The organism is Sphingomonas sp. QA11 (genome assembly GCF_028473665.1).
Classification (GTDB): domain Bacteria; phylum Pseudomonadota; class Alphaproteobacteria; order Sphingomonadales; family Sphingomonadaceae; genus Sphingomonas; species Sphingomonas phytovorans.
The window spans coordinates 4,765,183-4,784,722 of the sequence record NZ_CP098774.1; the positions used below are offsets into that span (position 1 = coordinate 4,765,183).

Below are 19,540 nucleotides of genomic sequence, written 5' to 3' on the forward strand. Positions count from 1 at the left end.
TTCGTCTGGCCTTTGGTGGCCCCCACTCTGTTCGTCGACTTCGTCAGCAGTCGCGTGAAAATGCTCCGGTCCGGAGAGGCCCGCTACGCCGACCAGGCCAGGGGGCCAGGCCCGCCGGCGGCGGGATCGGAATAGGACGCGCTTCCATTCTCGATATGGCCTGCCATGCGCCAGGACTGACCTTCCGCCACGAATTGCCGGTCATACCAGCCATGGCTTGCCGTGAGATTCAGCGGGATACTGCGCGCTTCTCCGCCCGCGAGCATGATCACATCGGGAGATGCGCCATAGGCCCGGTCAGTCATGGCGATGGACTGGGGCATCGAGGTGAGATTTTCGAGCAGGAGCGAGGGGGGAGCGGCAATGCCACCCTTGAGGCTGACCGAGAAGATATCGCCCCTCCCGGTCAAGCGTCGATGAAAGCCGTTGGGCCCAAGGACGAAGATGTCCAACGCTTTGCCGGAGACGGGCAGGAGGTGAGCCAGTTCCCGGCCTGCGCCAACCGTATAGCGCGCGGGAACCTCGCCGAGCTGCGTGACGTCATGGACATGGAAAACGGCCGCGCGCTCGGCCGAATGGTTGGCGAATACCAGGGCGCGGCTCGTGCCCTGGGCGCGCAGTCGGGCGTCGAGGGCATAGGGTGTTGCGCGTCGCCGTCGCAGGCCGGTTTCCTGCACGGGGGCGACCGCATGATCGGGAAGTGGCGGCCGGATTTCCTTCAGGCTGGCCGCGCGCTCCGACAGGGCGGCGGTGGCCGGAAGTGCCCGCATGAAATCGACCGTGTCGGGCGCGCTGAAATCGAAGCAGGACGTGAGGTCGCCGCACACGGCCCGTCGCCAGGCGCTGATATTCGGTTCATGGACGCCAAAGCGGGCTTCGAGGAAGCGCAGGATGCTTGTGTGATCGAAGACCTCGGAGGCGACATGCCCTCCCTTGCTCCAGGGCGATATCGCGTAGAGCGGCACGCGCGGGCCAAGGCCGTAGGGCCGGTCAAGATAGACCGCGTCTTCGGCTGCCTGCGAATGGACATGATATTCGTCGTCCGCCGGGATGTTCGTCGCGCCGACTGTGCGCCCGGACACGCGCGCCGGCGGGGCTGGCGGGGGTACATGGTCGAACAGGCCATCATTCTCGTCGAAATTGATGAGCAGCACCGTACGCGCCCAGACTTCCGGATTGGCGGTGAGCGCGTCGAGCACTCTTGCCGCATAGTCCCCGCCCTGGAGCGGCGTTGAAACGCTCGGATGCTCCGATAGGGCTGCGGGAGCAACAATCCAAGAAACCTCCGGCAGCCGCCTGGCCAGCACGTCCTGCCGCAGGTCGTCGAGCGAGCGGGTCGTCATCGTCCGGCGTGAAAGCAGGGCCGCGGCTGCCGTGGCCGCGCCATGCGCCTGGCGATAGCGACGGAAGCCGACCAGCGGATTGTCGGTGAAATTGTCGGACATGTCCTGATAGATCTGGAAGCCGATCCCGGCAGCCATCAGGCGCTCGGGATAGGTCGTCCAGAGATAGCCGCCGTGGCGCAGCGGATCGGCGCCGAGACTGTCATAGCCGTTGTCGATGGCGGGGCCGTTGCCCCGGGCCAGCGGATCGTGCGTGCCGGTCCAGATGTAGAGCCGGTTGGGGTTGGTGCACAGGTGCATGGCGCAGTGATAGGCGTCACACAAAGTGAAGGCCTCGGCGAGGGCATATTGGAACGGCAGATCCTCGCGCGTGAAATGCGCCATCGCGTGATTTTGCTTGGAGCGCGGCCACGCGCCCATCCGTCCATTATCCCATGCGGCCTGGCTGTCGGTGAAGCCATGGGGTGTGCCGAGCGGGCGATAGAGGCGGAAATCGACGGACGTATCGAGCCGGAATGGGGCGATCAGCGCCGGCTCGGTTCCCGGATGCTCGTTCGGCTGGAGGAGGACGGTGCGATTGGGCGCGGCAGGAAGCGGCGGGGCGGGAATGGCGAAGCGGTCGCCATAGCCCCTGACGCCGCGCATCGTGCCGAAATAGTGATCGAAGGAGCGGTTTTCCTGCGTGAGGATGACGACATGATCGACATCCTTCAACGTGCCCGTCCGGCGATCGGCTGGGATCTCCAGGGCGCGGGCGATCGAGGGAGCCAAAGCCGCCGCAGCGCCCGCTGTCGCCATCATGGTGCGGATAAAGCTGCGGCGATCCTGCATCGTCATCATGCCCGGTCTCCCGATCGACTGCGATAAACGAGAAAGGGAGGAACTCGCACGGGAATATCACCTGTCATAGTGCAGAGGTCTAGACCACTGATATGGCGGTTGGATGACGGCAAACGGGGATGCGGCTGGCGGTGGCCACCGGGGCCCGTTCGCTGCGTACTTCCAGCGCGACCGGCCTTGGATTCCGTATCGGCAGAAAATTCGGCTCGGAATTCGTTTCGGTAAAAACTGTCACAGAGGTGTCTCCGCAGTCTGCTTTAGGCCTTCTGGTTCATACCAGTTGGCGGGGGATAACCAATGACGAAATCATATTCGGTTCGGGCCATGCGCCTGAGGTTCAAGAGCTTTTTGCTGGCAACCGTTGCCGCGGTGGCTGCCGGGGCGACTCCACGAGTCGCTCTCGCGCAGGAGGCCTCCGATCAGCCGGCCTCCACCAGTTCGGGCGCGGACATCGTCGTCACCGGCTTTCGGAAGTCGCTGAGCGATGCGCGCAGGATCAAGAAGGATTCGACGATCCAGGTGGACGCGATCGTCGCCGAAGACATGGCGAAGTTCCCAGAACTGAACCTGGCCGAATCGCTGCAGCGCCTACCGGGCGTGCAGATCACCCGTGAGGCAGGGGAGGGCCGGCGCATTTCGCTGCGTGGCCTGGGGCCGGATTTCTCGCGCGTGCAGCTCAACGGCATGGAAGTGCTGGGCAATGTCGACTCTGCGCAGGACAGCCGCGGCCAGCGTACCCGCGATCGCGCCTTCGACTTCAATATCTTCGCCTCGGAATTGTTCTCGCGGGTGGAAGTGGAAAAGACCTTCCAGGCGGCGCAGAACGAGGGCGGTATGGCCGGCACGGTCGGCCTGTTCACCGGCAAGCCGTTCGACTACGCGCCAGGCAACAAGGGTGCGCTGGTGGGGAAGCTGGGCACGAACGAATATACCAAGGACGCTCAACCGCGCGTCGCGGCGTTGCTCAGCCATAATTGGGACAATGAGTTCGGCATCCTGGTCTCGGCCGCCTATTCCAGGCGCCAGACCACGGAGCAGGGCCACAACACCTATAATTACGACCGGCCCAGTGCGGCGACGTTGCGGAGCCTGGTCGACAAGGGCCTGAACATCTCGAAACTGACCGCGGCACAGCAGGCCAAGTTCCTGTCGGGCGACCTGTATTTCGCTGATGGCAATCGTCTCTCTTCCTGGAACGCGAAGCAGGAGCGTCTCGGCATCACGGCTGCCGCGCAGTGGCGACCGGCGGACAATTTGCTGCTGACGCTCGATGGACTATATGGCCAGCTCACCACGCATCGCGACGAACTGCACCTTGCCACACGACCGCTCAAGTCCGACGGTTCCATCGCGTTCGACACTCCCGCCGGCGCACCCTGGCCGGCCATGTTCCAGACGGCTTCGACCATCAACGACCTGAGGTGGGACAGCAGCAACTACGTCACCAGGACCGATGTCACCGGCACGACCTTCGGCAGCGAACACCGCCGGTCGCTGAACGAGACCCGTTTCCGGTCGCTGGAGCTGACCGGCACCTGGGACGTCTCCGACCGGTTTACGGTCGACGGGCATGTCGGGTACCAAAAATCGACCTACAAGACGCCGTATGACGACAAGTTCTACATGCGCGCCAAAGGGAATCTGGTCGCCGATTATGGTACCGACGGCCGTTCGGCTTCGTTCGATTATCCGGGTTGGGATCCAACCAACCCCGCCAACTACACGATGGATGATTTCTACTATCGCGCGTTCAATAATGAATCGGAGTTGCGGGAAGGCGTGCTCAACCTGCGCTACAAGATGAACGACGCGCTGACGTTGCGCGCGGGCGGCGCCTATCATCGCTTCCAGCAGGACGGCAGGGATCTCTTCTATGACAGCAACGTCAACGGTACCCGGTCCAAGACGCGGGGCACGTCGGTCAACGACATCACCACTGTGTTCAAGAACGAGTTCGGTTCGTGGCTGATCGGCGACTACGACAAGGGTTTTGCGAAATATAAGGAATATCACCGGCTCGAGCCCAACAAGGACGGAACGGGCGGGACGATCCAGGACATCGAGAATGTCTATACGACGACTGAAGAGACCTTTGCCGGCTTTGTCCAGATGGACTGGAGCACTGAACTGTTCGGCAAGCATTTCCGCGGCAATGTCGGCGCGCGGGGCTATCATACTGACACCCGCAGCATCGGCTGGATCCAGGGCGACAGCTATGCCTATCTCGGCACGGCTGACGTAAAGGGCAGCTATTCGGGCGTGCTGCCCGCCATGAACGCGGTGCTGGAACTGACACCGGAGGTGCTGCTTCGGTTCGCCGCCTCGCAGAACCTGAACCGCCCGGGGCTTGGCTCGATCGCGGCCGAGGGTAGCGCGTTCCGGAACGACGATACCGGCGCGATCACCGCATCCCGCGGCAATCCCAACCTCAAGCCCTACAAGGACACCACGCTGGACTTCTCCGCCGAATATTATTTCGGCAAGGTGGGCCTGCTTTCCGCGAGCGTGTTCCATAAGCGGATCAAGAACTTCATCGGCTCGCAGACTCTCAGCAATGTCACCTTCGACGAGGCGGGCGTGCCGATCAGCTCGATTCCGGGCGCGACGGGCAGCACGGTCATCAAGGAATTCTCGATGCCGATCAACGTCGCGGGCACGAAGAGCCTGACTGGCGTTGAACTGGCGGCACAGGCCCAGTTCTCGTTCCTGCCGGCACCCTTCAACGGCCTGGGCGTGACGGCGAACTATACCTATGTCGACGCGCCCAAGGAGATCACGGGCATATCGAAGACCAGCTACAACGCCACGCTCTATTACGAAACCAACCGCTGGGGCTTCCGTGGTTCACTGAGCCATCGCACCCGTTACTACACGGGACGCAGCGAGGACATTATGAGCGCCAACACCCGTGGTTTCGAGGGGACGACATATGTAGACGCTTCGGCCTTCGTGAACGTCACCGACGGCATCCAGCTCACGCTGAACGCGATCAACCTGACGAACCAGAAGGACACGCAATTCTGGGGTCAGAACCGCTATCTCTACAACCAGACCCAGAGCGGCACGACCTACATGGCCGGCTTCAGCTTCAAGTTCTGAGGCGACCCCATATGCTAAACCGCGCCCCTCCCTTCTCCGGAAGGCGGGGGCGCATTTTTTCGTGTGACATCAGACATGATCGTTTCCCATCGCCACCGTTTCATCTTCGCCGCGGTGCCCAAGACCGGGACCCATTCAGTGCGGCAGGCCCTGCGCGAGCAGCTGGGCGACGGGGACGTCGAGCAGGTGGGGCTGTTCGTCAACAAGCGCTTCCCATGGGAGGATCTGGCGGCGATCCAGCATGGCCATTTGTCGCTGCGGCAGGTGCGTCCCTATCTCGGCGAGGATGCTTTCGGCAGCTATTTCAAATTTGCCTTCGTGCGCAATCCGTTCGACCGCTTCGTCTCCTACTGCGCCTTCATGCTGCGTGGCGGCGATGTCTTCCGGCAGCGGCCGCGCGACGTGATGCGCCATTTTCTTTTCGTCGAGCCGCCGGAAGACCATATCCTGTTCCAGCCCCAGGCATCGCTGCTGGTGGGTGAGGATGGCAGGACCCTGCTGGCTGACAAGGTCGGCCATGTCGAGGACATGCAGGGCTCGTATGATGCGATCTGCGCGCGCCTCGGCATTGCCTCCCGCCCGCTCGACCGCGTCAACGGCAGCACGCGCGGCGACTATCGTCATTACTATGATCAGGCCCTGATCGACGGCGTCGCCGCACGCTACGCGCAGGATCTGGAGTTGTTCGGCTACACCTTCGAAGGCATGCGATGATGCTCGCTCGTCCTGGCGCTCATCATGGCCCCGCCGCCAACCCGCGCAAGACCACGACCGTTCGCAAGCTCGGTCCGGTTGACATCGTTGCCCTGCAAGCCGCCGTGCTGGTAATCCCCGAGCACGTCTGGGACGCGGAGAACGCGGGCAAGCCGAACAAGTTCGAGGTTCTGGACGATACCCGCCACATCGTTCTTCGCTTTATCGACGGCCCCCGCGACTGGCGCGGCTCGCACGACCGCCCGGCCTGGCCGCAATGGCGGGGTTTGCTTGAGCCGGTGCTGGCGGAGGCCGTTCGCGGCTATGGCTATCCGCGGGGCGTGTTCCCCCGGGTGATGCTTGCAAGGATGGCGGCGGGCGGGGTGATCCACCCGCACGTCGATGCCAACCCTGCGGCGAAGTGGCCGCACAAGATCCATTTGCCGGTGTCGACCAATGCCGGTGTCGTGTCGTTCTTCGGCGGCGAGGAGCATTATTTCCCGCCGGGCGAGGCGGTGGAGGTCAACAACCTCGGCCCGCACTGGGTGCGCAACGGCGGCGATACCGACCGAGTGCATCTGATCTTCGAATATTACGATGCCGACCAGCCGGAACCGGACTGGCTGGAGCCGTTCCTCCTTTCCGGCGCGGCGCGATGAATTTCTCCGAGCGCGATGCCCTCCTTGAGGAAGCCACGGACTTGCGCTCCCGCCAGCGCCTGCCCGAGGCACTGGCCACCCTCGCCCGGCTCCAAATATTGGATCCCCTGTTCAGTCGCCTGTACCAGGAGCGCGGCCATTGCCACGTCCTGCTTCGCGATGCGCCGGCCGCCATCGACGCACTGTGCGAGGCGGTGCGCCTCAACCCGACGCTGCCGGCGAGTTGGGACATGCTGGAACAGCTCTACCGCATGCTGGGCGACACAGCCCAGGCGACCATGTCGGCGCAGCGCCTGGCCATATTGAGACAGCTGCCTCCGCAGGTCGTGGTGGCGAACAGCCTGTTCGCCGATGGCGACCTCCCGACGGCGGAGGAGGTCATCCGGGATTATCTGCGCGAGGACGGCGACAATGTGGGCGCGCTGCGCCTGCTGGCGCGCATCCGCCAGGACCGCGACGCGTTCGATGAGGCCGAGGTGCTGCTGAAATCGGTGCTCGATCGCGCGCCGGACTATCACCCGGCGCGCCTCGACTATGCCATGGTGCTGTTGCAGCAACAGAAGCACCTGCAGGCGCGGCGGGAGGCCCGGCACCTGCTCGGGCACGACCCGGATAATCGCGAATACCTCAAGCACTATGGCGCTGCCTGTGTCGGCCTGGGCGATCATGAGCCAGTGATCGATCTGTATGAAAGGCTGCTCGCCGGGCAACCGCAGTCGGGGGCTGAGGTCGCCGACCTGCGCCTGTGGCGGGCAAATGCCCTGAAGGTCACGGGCAGGCAGCAGGAAGCCGTTGCCGACTATCGCGCCTCGCTGACGGCCCGCCCTGACTATGGCGTTGCCTGGTTCAGCCTCTCCAACCTCAAAACCTATCGCTTCGCCGATGGTGAAATCGCGCGCATGCGCGCCGCGGAATGCGGGCCCGCCGTCCAGGACATGGACCGCATCTATCTATGCTTCGCGCTGGGCAAGGCACTGGAGGACCGGGGCGATTACGCATCCTCGTGGCATTATTACGAGCGCGGGAACGCGCTTCGGCGTGCTGCCGGCCGCTATCGTCCGGACGTCGCGGAATCCTGCGCGCGCCGAATCAAGCGGGCGTTCACCGCCGAGTTCTTCGCCGCGCGCGCCGACTGGGGCATGGACGATCCGGCGCCCATCTTCATCCTGGGGATGCCGCGCTCGGGCTCGACATTGATCGAGCAGATACTGGCATCCCATTCCCGCGTGGAGGGCACGCAGGAACTGACTGAAATCGGCCGATATGCGGGCGAGCTCTGCGATGCCGATCCGGATTGCGGCCTGCCACTGCACCCCGAAAGGTTGCGGCGCCTGACCGCCGAGGACGCCCGGGCGCTCGGAGAGCGCTTCCTGGCCGAAACCCGGACTCATCGCCGATTGGGCCGGCCATTCTTCATCGACAAGATGCCGAACAATTTCTGGCACGTCGGGCTGATCAACCTGATCTTGCCCCGCTCGACCATCATCGATGTTCGACGCGAACCCATGGGCTGCTGTTTCGGCAACCTCAAGCAGCTGTTCGGCACGACCAACCAGGAATTCAGCTACGGCATCGACGATATCGCGCGCCACTACCGCCTTTATCTCGACCTCATGCGACACTGGGACCAGGTGTTGCCGGGGCGGGTGCTGAGGGTGCGGTGCGAGGACGTGGTCGAGGATCTCGAAGGCAGCGTGCGACGCATGCTGGAGCATATCGCGCTGCCCTTCGAGCCCGCCTGCCTCTCGTTCCACGAGACCCGGCGCAGCGTGCGCACGCCCAGTTCCGAGCAGGTGCGCCAGCCCATCGGCCGGGAAGGCCTTGCGCAATGGCAACATTATGCGCCCTGGCTGGCATCGCTACGGGACGCGCTGGGTGACGCGTTGACCGGCTACGGGGACTGAACCATGCGGCTGTCGCGTCCTTTCTTCCAACTTCCGGTGCTCTTCGAGATGGAGCATCTGCAAGCCGAGCTCGTCGCGTTGCCGCCCGAGGCGTGGGTGCCGCATCCGGACGGCCTGCCTGGCAACAGCGCGGTGCGGCTGATCAGCGTTGGCGGCGATGAGACGGATTCCGTCCACGGACAGATGCTGCCGACGCGCTGGCTGGCGGCCATGCCCTTCCTGCGTCAGGCGCTTGCGGGTTTCGGGGTGGTATGGGGCCGTTCGCGGTTGATGCGCCTCGCGCCGGGCGCGCGCGTGCCCGAGCATGCCGATATCAACTATCACTGGCATAGGCGGGTGCGGCTGCACATTCCGATCTTCACCCGCCCTGAGGTGCGCTTCCATTGCGACGGGCAGTCGGTGCACATGGCCGCGGGCGAAGCATGGATCTTCGACAATTGGCGCCGACACCATGTGGAGAACCAGTCCGGCGCCGAACGCATCCATCTCGTCGCTGACACCACCGGCACGGCCGCGTTTTGGCAGTTCGCCTGCGGGCAGGCGCCGCCGCGGGAGCAATGGCGGACGGTAAGCCGGCACCCCGATGCCGGTCCGCAACTGCTGACCGAGGGCGATCAGCGTTCGCCGGTGATGCCCGCCGCCGAGGTGCAATGGCTGGTCGACGATCTGCGCGCTGATCTGGCGGTCGCCATCGATACCGTGGAAGCCAGGGCCCGCGCCGCGCAATTCGGCATGTTGCTGGAGAGCTTCGTGTTCGACTGGCGCCAGCTCTGCGCATTGCACGGCATTGGCGGACAGGGGCGAGCGGACTTCCTTCGCCTGGCCGGTGCCGTGCGCAAGGCCGCGAAGCCCCTCGCCGATGGGGTCGTCATGCGCACCAACGACGTCGGCGCGCTGCTGGTATTCGAAAAGCGTGTGCTTCAGCACCTGCTCGCTGAGATATCCTAGCCGATCGGCAATTCCCGCAGCGCGGTCGGCAGGTCGGCGACCGTGTCGATCACGACATGCGCTCCGGCATCGGTGAGGATGGCCCTCGCCCGCGCGATGCGTTCGGCCCGATCCTCGGGCGCGAGCGCGGCCAGCGCCTCGCGCGACAGCCCCAGGGCGTTACCGCTGGCCGCGACGCCGACCGTCCACACGCCCGCCGCGCGGCCCTCGGCAATGCCGACCTCCGCATCATCGACCTTGACGCAGGCGCTCGCCGGCCAGGCGCCCAGCTCGACCAGGTTCTTCCACAGCATCAGCGGGGAAGGGCGCCCTTGCGGCGTCTCACCCGCGCAGACCAGCATGTCCGGTCGATAGCCCTGCTCCGCGGCGCGGGGCAGAATGTCGACCATCATCTCGCGCGTATAGCCAGTGCAGGACCCCACCGCGACGCCCCTGTCCTGGAGCCGTCCGGCGATGTCCGCCGCGCCCGGAATCAGCTCCGCGCAGTCGCGCGCCGCCTCGCGCATCATCGGGCCGATGCTCCCGAACAAGGCCGCGACGTCCCCTTCGCTCGCCGCCCCGCCATGTCGCGCGGCCCAGGTCTTGGCGACGCGGGGGTTGCCCAGCAGCGCGCGGATATGGTCGCGCTTCGCCATGCCCATATCGGCGCGTGCCTCGGCCTCGCGGATCGGCACCCCGGCTTGTTCGAACACCCTGCACAGCGCCACCACCGGCGCGCGGCTGCCGAAATCGATCATCGTGCCCGCCCAGTCGAACACGATGGCCTTGAGTCCCGGATGCATCAGTTTCCCCCGAAGAGATCGGCGATCACGTCCTCGGCCAGCGCGAAGCTAGTCGACGCGCCGGTGCCGCTGGTGATGACGACCAGTCGCACGCCCTCCGTCGGCGCGCGGACGATGCTATGCCCTGCGGCCGAGGCGTAGGTGCCCGTCCAGCGCCCGATCACCGCCGGTGGTGCGCCAAGGACCTGGGCATAGGCGTCGAGGATCGCATCATCGATCGCTGCCGTGGAAAAGGGGTCGGGGGTCGGCGCATAGTCATGGCTGTCCCCCACCACGAGCGATCCGTCAGCGCCCTGCACCGCGATCAGGTGAACGCCGTGCGCCAGCGCCTCCGCCGCCTCGGCCTCCAGCCGGGTACGCAGCGCCGCCGCCTCGGGCAGCGCGGCATAGCCGAGATAGCGGACCATGCTCAGGTCGCTCATCACTGGCGCGGCGAGGTGCCATCCCGGCGGCGCGAGCCGCAGCATCTGGAGCTTGCAGCGGGTGATCCCGGCCTCTGAATAGATTTCAGGGAAGAGGGTTGCCCAATCGTCTCCCGGGCAGACGATTACGGCCTCCGCTTCGTGCACGCCGATACTCGACCGGACGCGACCCGTCTCGACGGCATTGACCGCGACGCCATAGGCGAAGTCGACTCCATGCGCGACGCTGAGCCAGGAAGCGAGCTTCGGGATCGCCAGCGGCGAATCGACACGCAGGTCGTGCGGGCTTTGCAATGCGGCCGTCCCGCCGCGCACCATCGGCCAGCGTGCCGCCAGCTCCGCCGCGCCGAGGCGGGTGCAGCCCCGGCCCATCTCGGTTGCGAGGAAGGCGTCGATGACAGCCCCGGCCTCCGCGCGCTGGGCGACTAGCAACAGGCCCTCCTGCTCGATCGCTATCCCTGCCGGCCCCGCGACGTCGCGCCAGATCGCGGCGCTGCGCATCGCCAGCTCCCGGACCCGGCCGCGTTCCTGCCCGGTGACGGTGACGAAGCCGAAATTGCGGATCGAGGCGCCGTTGGCCCGAGCATCGCGATCGAGCACCAGTACGCGCTTGCCCCGCCGCGCCGCGGCCAGCGCATGGGCAAGGCCGACAATGCCCGCGCCGACGACGATCAGGTCATGCTGCGGCATAGCTGTTCCTTGAGCGGCCGCGTATCGCGAAGCCGAGCGCGGAGAGGGTTGTCAGCGCCCCCACCATGATCGCCGTCGCATAGGAAACATGGATGAAGAAGGGGAGCCAGTCCATCTTCGGCGCCGCCAGGCTGCGGAACAACAGCAGCGCGACGCTGCCGGCATAGCCCGAGGCATCGGCGACATAGATCAGAAAGCCGGCATTGCCCGCCTTGCCGATCGCCGCGATCATCCGGTCGAACAGCATCGCGTTGAACGGGGTATAAGCAAGATAGAGTCCCGCGCCGGTCAGGATCATCCAGGGGAGCGGCGCGAGCAGCCCCGCCTGGAACGCCAACGTCGACAGGCCGAGCGACAGCGCGCCGACGATGATCACGCCGTGCATCGCCAGCAGCGCGCGCATATTGTCGCGCACCAGCATCAGCGCGGCGAGCCCGCCCAGGCTGATCACCGCAACCGGCAGCTCGCTCGCGGAGAACATCGCCGCCTTGCCGGCATATCCCATCGCGGCCCACAGCTCGGCGGCGAAATTGTCGCGGAAGTCGCGGATCGCGGTCAGCAGCACATAGCCCGCGACCAGCAGCAGCAGCGAAAGCCCGTGCTCGCGGAGGAAGGCCGCCCGGTCGGCGCGTAGCATCGGTACGCGCGCGACGCGCTCGGCCTCGTCACGGGCATCGGGCGGCGGCATCCGCTCGAGCCACCACAGCGACACCAGCAGTACTGGCAGGAACGCCGCGCCAGTCACCGCCGGCATCCAGACCTCGGGCACTCCCGCGTGAAGGAACAGCACCGCGACCGACTTCACCACGCCCGAGGAGAGGATGAAACTCGCGCACAGCATCGCGCCGAGCAACTCCGACGCGCGGCGACCCTCGACATAGCTGAACACCAGTCCCCAGATCATGCCCAGCGGCAGCCCGTTGAGGAACAGGCAAGCGACGCTCAGGGGCGGCGGGACCAGCGCGAACAAGACCAGCGCCAGCCAGGACGAGCCGATCAGCGCAAGGATCAGGGCCCCGCGCCCGCGCCGGCCGAATTCGGCGATCACCCGGACCCCGATCAGCTTTGATAGCGCGTAGCCGAACACCTGAGCGATCAGCAGCGCGCTCTTGTAGTCGATCTCGAAATGCCAGCCGCCGATATCGGCGAAGGTCGCTGCTGCGAACGGCTTGCGGAAAGCGTACATCGCGAAATAGGCACCAAAGGCGGCCAGTCCCCCGAGCAGGAGCGTCAACGGAGGGGTAGCGCCAGGTGCGGGTTTTGCGGGCGGCATGGAAGTCCTGCGAATTGTCAGGACTGGTATGAACCAGATTGGCGTCGATTTTGTGACGCTGGCGGGGTGCCTTTCCTCACCAGGGCCGTGCGGCCAGTACCCCCTGTTCAGCCTTGCATTGCCCCGGATCGGGCGCGGGCACATTTGAGCCGATCGAGACCAGCTCGTCCCGGGCTGCCTTCAGGTCGCGCTGGAAGCCGGGAGCGCCGCCGAGCATGGCGAACATCGCCGATCCCGCCATCCAGCCTGCCTGTACCGCGCTCGCAGAATGCGAGCCGCATACCGCGCGACTCTCGCCATAGGCCCGGGCCCTGGCGAGGATCGCCGTCGCGCGTTCAGGCATCAGTTCGGCCAGGATCAGTCCCTCGAGCCAGCCGTTCGCGGCATGGCCGGAGGGATAGTCGCCATTCCCGGCGAGATGCGCGGTCCTGGGCTCGCAGATCGGCGAGTCGGTGCCGAGATAGGGGCGGGGCACCCGGTAGTGCTGCTTCACCCGGTTCACCAGATCGCCGGTGCCCGCCCGGTCGAGCAGCCGGGTCAGCGCCGGCGCGCTAGCTGGGGCAAGCTTCATGCCGAGCGCGCAAGCATAGCGGTCGAGCGGGGCGTTGCCGACATCCTCGGCCGCGATTCGCCAGCGCGGCGTGTCCCGCAATGCGCGCGTGGCGACGAAGATCGCGCGGTCGGCCCGCGCGGCGGCGCTGCCGGGGGCGGGCGGTGGTGACAGGATCGCCACCCCGTCGGGCACGAGGCCGGGCGCCAGATAGGGGCCGGTATCTCCGACCTGGCTTGTCGCGGTCAGCGCCAGCCATGCGGCGAGCAGCAAGGTGGTGCGCATCGCGGTCAGGCCGTGACGCGCATCGGGCCTATGCCGGGATCGGTGCGCCCGGCGCGCCCGGTCTCGACCTTACCGGCGAAGCGGCGGAGGAACGCAGCGTCGTCCACCAGCGTGACGGTGAGATCGTACCAATGGTCGCTCGTCGCGAGCCGCCAGATGTCGCTGACCTGCTTGCCCGGCGCCACGGAAATGCGGCGTGTCCGCGCGCCTTGCGCGGGATAATGTCCGTCGAGCGCGATCGCGAAGACCATGGGCTCGCTGCCGCCGTTGCGCAGCAGCAACTCGACCTCGCCCTCCGACGGACGCTGGAGCAGGACCACCTCGGCGCGGGGCGCCTGCGCCGCGAGCGATCCGGCGAAGCGGCGCCACAGGCCGTTCGGGCCCCGCAGCGTGAGGTCATAGGCGGCGAGCGGCCCGGCATCGTGCCATTGCTCGCTGGCGAAACGGTCGCCCGCGCCGATCGTATAATGCCAGGGTTCCTGCGCATCGCTGTTGTCGTGCACGGTGAAGGCCGCCCCGACGGTACCGCGGTTGATCATCTCGATTCGCAGGCGCCGCTCGGGTGTCACGCCAGCGATCACGTCGAGCTTGTAGGGCAGCGGACGATGCGGGCGCTGGCCCGGCATCTGGGTGGCAGGCGTCTGCGTCGCGGGAATCATATTGACCGGCCCCGCGAGCGATTGCGCGATGCGCTCGCGGAAATCGTCGGTGATCGGCAATTTGAGCGCGGCGGCACGATCCGATCCGCTGAAGTCGAATACCGAGGTCAGGTCGCCGCACACCGACCGCCGCCATGCGCTGATATTGGGCTCCTGCACGCCGAAGCGTTTCTCGACGAACTGGAGCACCGATGTGTGGTCGAACAGCTCCGAACAGACGAAGCCGCCGCGGCTCCAGGGCGAGACGATGATCGCCGGCGTGCGGATGCCGAGCCCGATCGGGTGCTTGCCCGGGGCCTGGGCGTCAAGCGCGCCATAGTCCTTGGTCTCGCCATTGAGCGGCACGGTGCTGTGGCCGCGATAATCGCCCACCGGCGGCACCGGCGGCGGCGCGTGATCGTAAAAGCCGCCGGCCTCGTCATAGTTGAGGATGAACACGGTCTTGGCGAACACCTCCGGATTGTCGACCAGCGCCTCGATCAGCTTGGCGGTGACATGTTCTCCCCTGGAAGGCTCGGCCGTCGGATGCTCGGACAGATCGGCGGCGGTGACGATCCACGAGACTTGCGGCAGCTTGCCCGTCTCCACGTCGCGGCGGAATGCCGCGACGAGCTGCTCGCCATCGGAGCGCTTTCGGTCCGCACCCTCCTTATGCTCACTGACCCAGGAACGGCCGCGGCGATACAGCTCTGACTCCCTGGGTGCCGGGCGGAAGGGCGGGAAGATCGACAGGAGATTGTCGCCGAAATTGTCGTATTCCTGATAGACCTTCCAGGCGATGCCCGCCGCCTGGAGTCGTTCGGGATAGGTGGTCCAGCGATAGGCCCCGTCGCGAAGGGCTCGGTCTTCCGCCATGTCAGCGCTTGGCGTCTCGTCCTCGCCATAGTTGCTCATTTCGGGGTCGCCGCCCACCGTGCCGCCGCCGTTGCACCCGGTGAACAGATGCATCCGGTTGGGATAAGTCTGGGTCATCGTCGAGCAGTGATAGGCGTCGCACACGGTGAACGCGTCGGCGAGCGCATAATAAAATGGCAGGTCGCTCGCGGTGTAGTGAAGCATCCGGTTCTGGAGCGCGCCGTTATGTCCCCAGCGATCGTAACGGCCGCGATTGAAGATATGGACATTCTCCTGGTGCGACTGGTCGGCGCCATCGACCTTGAACGAACGCGTCGTCTTCGAATCGCCGTGAAAAGGCAGGACATAGCCATCGGGATGTTGCCCCGACGGCTGTGCCCATGCGCTGCGCCCGCCCGGCAGTCGCAGCGGCCGCGGGTCACCGAAGCCGCGCACGCCGTTCAACATGCCGAGATAATGATCGAACGAGCGGTTCTCCTGCATGTGGATGACGATATGCTCGACATCCCGGAGTGAGCCGGTCCGCTTGTTCGCCGGGATCGCCAGCGCCCGGTCGATCAGGTTCGGGAGAATCGATCCGGCCGCGCCCGCGCCCGCCATGCGCAGAAAATGCCGCCTCGTCGTCGGATCCATGGCTTTACCCTTTTCTTGGTCGCGCGAACGCGCTAATCGTTGTTGAAAGTGGTATAGTCCAGTAAGGCTACAATCTTACGACAGCGAAACAGCGTGAACGGGCAGCTCCCGGTGCCGTTCGCCATCACGCAAACCAGCGAGGAAGCATGACCGCGAACGTCATCGACCGGATTTTCGAGCTCTTCAATCGTTTCGGAACGCTCTATTATGGCGAAGACGCCACGCAGCTCCAGCACGCGCTCCAGGCGGCCGAGCTGGCGCGCCGCAATCGCTGTTCGGACATGATGATCGCCGCCGCGTTGTTGCACGATGTCGGTCAATTCATGGATGATGCCGGCAACGCTGCCGAAACCCTCGGGGTCGATGCACGGCACGAAATCTCCGGCTCTTTGTTTCTTGGCGCCTATTTCCCGCGCGGGGTTACCGAACCGGTCCGGCTCCATGTCGCGGCCAAGCGCTATCTGTGCGCGATCGATCCCGCCTATCTGACCGGACTCAGCAGTGCCTCGGCGATCAGCCTGGAATTGCAGGGCGGCCCGATGTCGGCCGATGAGGTGCGGGCGTTCGAAGCCGAGCCCTTCTTTGCCGACGCGGTGACGCTGCGCCGCTTCGACGATATGGGCAAACACCCCGACTGGCGTCCGCCCGATCTGGCCAGCTATCGCCCGCTGCTCGAATCGCTGCTCATCGCAACCAACTGAAAGGTTGCGGACGCGCCGTTTTACAACTGGCATAGACCAATTCGCCGCGCGTGAACTCAGCGAATCCCGAAAAGCCTGCAGCAGCAGGGTCTCCGAGCCGGAAACATACGGCGTCGAACTGAACCCGATCAAGGATTTTCAGGGCCTTGCATGGCTGTTCGACGCTTCGGCTTGACCTGCCTCCGCACCCACTGTCATCTCCAGTCCAGGCACCATGCGAAGCGAACTCGAACTCACTCCGATCGCCAAGGGCGACACCGCGGACGGTCCGCAATATCTGGCGCTGCGCGACCAGATCGCGCTCGGCATCGAGATGGGCAAGCTGGCGCCGGGATCGAAGCTGCCGTCCGAGCGTCAGTTCCAGGGCGATAGCGGCGCGGCGCGCGGCACCATTCGCGAAGCCCTGTTCCAGCTCGAGGCCGAAGGGCTGATCTACCGGCGCGACCGCAGCGGCTGGTTCGTCTCTCCGCCGGCGGTGACGTACAATCCCACGCGCTGGTCGGGCTTCATGACCTATGTCGCTGAGCAGGGGCGAATTCCGGCGACCGAAACGCTGAGCAAGGATCTGGTGCCCGCGCCGCCCGCGGTTGCCGATATCTTCCGTACCGCGCCCGGCACGCCGCTGTACAACCTCCATCGCCGCCGTTCGATCGACGGCCGCGCCGTGCTGGTCGAACGGATCATCGTCGATCCGTCCATGGCGCCCGGCCTCGTCGATCGTTCGCTCGACGGCTCGCTCACCCAGATCCTCACCGGCGACTATGGTCTCACGGTGGTGCGCAACCGGGTCGACATGCGGCCCTGCGCGCTGGTCAAGTTCGCCGCCGACGCGCTGGGCGTGAAGCCCGGCACGCCGGGCCTGCTGGTGGTGCGCACCAGCATCGCGGCGGACGGGCGCGTGGTGGAATATGATCAGGAATATTGGCGGCACGACGCGATCCGCGTTCATGTCGATCTCGACGTCCGGGGGTGATTCACCCCGGCCGATGACAGGCCATGGTTCCGGTTCCGACCCTTGTCGCCTGGGCGCATGAGCATCTCCCGTCGACGCTGGTTACCATGGAGATCGCACCGGGGACCTGGATCGGCTTCGACGCGGTCGCGCGCAAGCTCGGCATTTCGCGGACTCCGATCCGGGAAGCGCTGGGGCGGTTCGAGGCCGAGAAGCCCGTCTGAGGCCGCCGCTGGCGAAGCATGTAGCTCAAAAAACCGTCGAAGCGGATATCGCGACCCGATCCACATCATTGAACTGCTTCACCGCAGAAACACCCCGCGCATATTCCAGCGAGAATCCCAGTCCGGCTTTGGGAACCGCGCCGCGGAGGCCAGCGCCCAGATTGACCGCGGTAAGGTCTGGGCGTTCGACCGCCGTCGCTCGCTCGATCCAGCCCTTGCCGGCAGCGCCGAACAGAAAGGGCGATAGTCGCAACCATTTGCGTCGGCCGAAGGCGAAATGCCGCGCAAGTTGTGCTCGCGTGACGATCGCCGCATCGACAGCCGTTTCGCCGCCGACATAGGCGGACAGCGCATCGTTTCCCTCAAGCGCCGTCTGTTCCGATCGGAACAGCGGCCGGCCGAATGATGTCTGCCCCCTCGCCGCAAGGCTGAATTCGAGTCCGGCGCTGATGGGCATGGCGATGCGGTATGCCAGTGTCGCTTTGGTGAAATCGGTCGCCGCGCCCTGTCGCGAGGGGAGCACGCCGGCCGGCAATGCATCGCTATCGAGTCCCCCGAGCCCTTGGCTGACCTGCGCCGACGCCGCCATGCTCCCGCCACCGGACAGGGCCGCCGAATAGGTCGCGCTAAGCCGGCCGACCATGAAGCGATCGAGACTTAGGCGAGCGCCGAAATCGATCGCGTCATTCGATTCCCGAATCTGCTCGATCGCGCCGCTCAGCGAAAGACTCTGTCGGCGCGACTTCTCGACCACGAAGCCGCCGCGCAGCGACAGGCGGCGCAGATTGCCCCGCGTTGTCGGCACGCCCGGCCGGGGCCGAGGCTGGGTGCGCGAAAAGGTGACTTCCGGATTGATCGAGAAACGCGCTTCGCCGGGCGCGAGATTGATGCCACCGCCCAGCACGCGAACCGGGGCGTCCCCATAGAAATTCCCGGGCAGGTCGTATCCGCCAACCGCGAAGCCGTAGATTTGCTCGCCAAGCCCAAAAGCCGAATTGAGGGACGCCTGAGCCGTCACGCCAAACCGGCCCAACGCGGGCGCAAACCCGTTCTCCACTGACAGGCTGCCCGAAGTGATCCTTTGCCGTCCGCTTAGCAGCAATCGGGTGCCGCCCTGTTCCAGGCCGCGCGTCAGCGTCGATGTCAGTGTCAGGCCGGGTGTCTCGCCTGTCAGCAGCAGGGGCCGCTCGATCTCGCCGATTTTCAGGTGGCGTCGCCCGGTCAACGCTGCCGCCCGCGCAGCGACGCTATGACGGACCCGCTCGGGCACGGCGGAGACATCGATACTCTCGATGAAACCGTCGATCACGAGGATACGGAAGCGCCCGCCATTGGTGATCTGCTGGGGCGGCACCGCGACGCGCGCCAGCACATAGCCGGCCCGGGCATGTGCCGCCTCAATGGCCGACGCCACGGCATAGAGTCGAGCCAGCGTTACTTGACGGCCGACGACCTGAGCGACGATCGCCTTCGTTTCCCGCGCTACCTCGGCAAAGCTGCCCTCGACATCGATACCTTCAATCCGCACGGCCAGGCCTTCGGCGCCCTTCGGCGCCGTCAGCCCCTCGGTCTGTTGGATGACGGCCGCATTGTCGTTGACAGGCGGTGGCGGCTTCAGCGTCGGCGGCGTGATCGAACTCGGCGCGGTCGATTGCGACAGTGCCGGACATGCGGTGACAAAGCCTGCGATACCCGCGGCTGACAGGATGAGGCGCGTGCGCCGCACTAGCGAAACTCTCCCCTCGCCGCCACTGGCGCTTCTATGCCCGCAACCCCGGATCAAGGCGTTGTCCCATGCGCGGAAACGCGCTTCCCGCCACGGTGTCGATCGCGATCGTCTTCATTCACGAAGGGTGGCGTGGGGTTCAGGAAGCGTTGAGGCTTGGGGATGCGGATCCGTCATTGGGTGGCTGGGTTGCATCCTGCATGGTGTCGTTCATGCTGCCGAGGGTTTCGAGCCTGGGCGTGGTCCAGGGTCGCCTGGGCGCTGGTGCTGTGTCGGGGATGTGGTGATTGTCGTGGACGGTC

General features: G+C 65.6%; 16 protein-coding genes. 9 read left to right on the top strand and 7 right to left on the bottom strand.

What is annotated here, in order from left to right; translation table 11 throughout:
- Positions 1 to 83: 83 nt before the first annotated feature.
- Positions 84 to 2,183, bottom strand: coding sequence for a phosphocholine-specific phospholipase C (locus NDN01_RS22090; RefSeq protein WP_272624168.1), 2,100 nt, complete (start codon positions 2,181 to 2,183; stop codon positions 84 to 86).
- Between the two features lie 297 nt (positions 2,184 to 2,480).
- Between NDN01_RS22090 and NDN01_RS22095 the strand changes: the two genes are divergently transcribed.
- The 5 genes from NDN01_RS22095 to NDN01_RS22115 all read left to right on the top strand — a co-directional run bounded on the left by NDN01_RS22095 (position 2,481) and on the right by NDN01_RS22115 (position 9,486).
- Entirely contained in the window at positions 2,481 to 5,282 is a 2,802-nt protein-coding gene (locus NDN01_RS22095) for a TonB-dependent receptor (protein ID WP_272624170.1), read from the top strand.
- A gap of 75 nt (positions 5,283 to 5,357) precedes the next feature.
- The gene (locus NDN01_RS22100) at positions 5,358 to 5,996 is read left to right on the top strand and encodes a sulfotransferase family 2 domain-containing protein (RefSeq protein WP_272624172.1); all 639 of its coding nucleotides are present in this window, start codon (positions 5,358 to 5,360) and stop codon (positions 5,994 to 5,996) included.
- Positions 5,993 to 6,634, top strand: coding sequence for an aspartyl/asparaginyl beta-hydroxylase domain-containing protein (locus tag NDN01_RS22105; RefSeq protein ID WP_272624174.1), 642 nt, complete (start codon positions 5,993 to 5,995; stop codon positions 6,632 to 6,634). Before NDN01_RS22100 ends, NDN01_RS22105 begins: the two co-directional genes overlap by 4 nt.
- Positions 6,631 to 8,538, top strand: a complete 1,908-nt coding sequence (locus tag NDN01_RS22110; RefSeq protein WP_272624175.1) for a tetratricopeptide repeat-containing sulfotransferase family protein — start codon at positions 6,631 to 6,633, stop codon at positions 8,536 to 8,538. Before NDN01_RS22105 ends, NDN01_RS22110 begins: the two co-directional genes overlap by 4 nt.
- A 3-nt stretch (positions 8,539 to 8,541) precedes the next feature.
- Entirely contained in the window at positions 8,542 to 9,486 is a 945-nt protein-coding gene (locus tag NDN01_RS22115) for an aspartyl/asparaginyl beta-hydroxylase domain-containing protein (RefSeq protein ID WP_272624177.1), read from the top strand.
- Here the strand turns inward: NDN01_RS22115 and phnX are convergent.
- The 5 genes from phnX to NDN01_RS22140 form a co-directional block, all read right to left on the bottom strand.
- Positions 9,483 to 10,268, bottom strand: a complete 786-nt coding sequence (gene phnX / locus NDN01_RS22120) for a phosphonoacetaldehyde hydrolase (protein ID WP_272624179.1) — start codon at positions 10,266 to 10,268, stop codon at positions 9,483 to 9,485. The genes NDN01_RS22115 and phnX overlap by 4 nt on opposite strands.
- Complete coding sequence (locus NDN01_RS22125) at positions 10,268 to 11,380, bottom strand: TIGR03364 family FAD-dependent oxidoreductase (RefSeq protein WP_272624181.1); 1,113 nt, start codon at positions 11,378 to 11,380, stop codon at positions 10,268 to 10,270. The genes phnX and NDN01_RS22125 overlap by 1 nt, the downstream gene beginning before the upstream one ends.
- Complete coding sequence (locus tag NDN01_RS22130) at positions 11,367 to 12,614, bottom strand: DUF5690 family protein (RefSeq protein WP_272624183.1); 1,248 nt, start codon at positions 12,612 to 12,614, stop codon at positions 11,367 to 11,369. The genes NDN01_RS22125 and NDN01_RS22130 overlap by 14 nt, the downstream gene beginning before the upstream one ends.
- A 115-nt stretch (positions 12,615 to 12,729) precedes the next feature.
- The gene (locus tag NDN01_RS22135) at positions 12,730 to 13,488 is read right to left on the bottom strand and encodes an acid phosphatase (RefSeq protein ID WP_272624185.1); all 759 of its coding nucleotides are present in this window, start codon (positions 13,486 to 13,488) and stop codon (positions 12,730 to 12,732) included.
- A 5-nt stretch (positions 13,489 to 13,493) separates the two neighbouring features.
- The gene (locus NDN01_RS22140) at positions 13,494 to 15,635 is read right to left on the bottom strand and encodes a phosphocholine-specific phospholipase C (protein ID WP_272624187.1); all 2,142 of its coding nucleotides are present in this window, start codon (positions 15,633 to 15,635) and stop codon (positions 13,494 to 13,496) included.
- Between the two features lie 146 nt (positions 15,636 to 15,781).
- Here NDN01_RS22140 and NDN01_RS22145 point away from each other — a divergent pair, with 146 nt between their 5' ends.
- The 3 genes from NDN01_RS22145 to NDN01_RS22155 all read left to right on the top strand — a co-directional run bounded on the left by NDN01_RS22145 (position 15,782) and on the right by NDN01_RS22155 (position 17,512).
- Positions 15,782 to 16,336 carry an HD domain-containing protein gene (locus NDN01_RS22145; protein ID WP_272624189.1) on the top strand — a complete coding sequence of 185 codons (555 nt, stop codon included), beginning with the start codon at positions 15,782 to 15,784 and terminating at the stop codon, positions 16,334 to 16,336.
- Positions 16,337 to 16,550: 214 nt separating this feature from the next.
- Positions 16,551 to 17,309 (top strand): UTRA domain-containing protein, encoded by a 759-nt coding sequence (locus tag NDN01_RS22150; RefSeq protein WP_272624191.1) that lies wholly within the window; start codon positions 16,551 to 16,553, stop codon positions 17,307 to 17,309.
- A gap of 23 nt (positions 17,310 to 17,332) precedes the next feature.
- Positions 17,333 to 17,512 carry a GntR family transcriptional regulator gene (locus NDN01_RS22155; protein ID WP_272624193.1) on the top strand — a complete coding sequence of 60 codons (180 nt, stop codon included), beginning with the start codon at positions 17,333 to 17,335 and terminating at the stop codon, positions 17,510 to 17,512.
- Positions 17,513 to 17,537: 25 nt separating this feature from the next.
- Here NDN01_RS22155 and NDN01_RS22160 read toward each other — a convergent pair whose 3' ends face one another.
- On the bottom strand, positions 17,538 to 19,238 hold the full coding sequence (locus NDN01_RS22160) for a ShlB/FhaC/HecB family hemolysin secretion/activation protein (protein WP_272624195.1): 1,701 nt from the start codon (positions 19,236 to 19,238) through the stop codon (positions 17,538 to 17,540).
- Positions 19,239 to 19,306: 68 nt separating this feature from the next.
- Between NDN01_RS22160 and NDN01_RS22165 the strand changes: the two genes are divergently transcribed.
- On the top strand, positions 19,307 to 19,525 hold the full coding sequence (locus tag NDN01_RS22165; RefSeq protein ID WP_272624196.1) for a hypothetical protein: 219 nt from the start codon (positions 19,307 to 19,309) through the stop codon (positions 19,523 to 19,525).
- Positions 19,526 to 19,540: the final 15 nt, after the last annotated feature.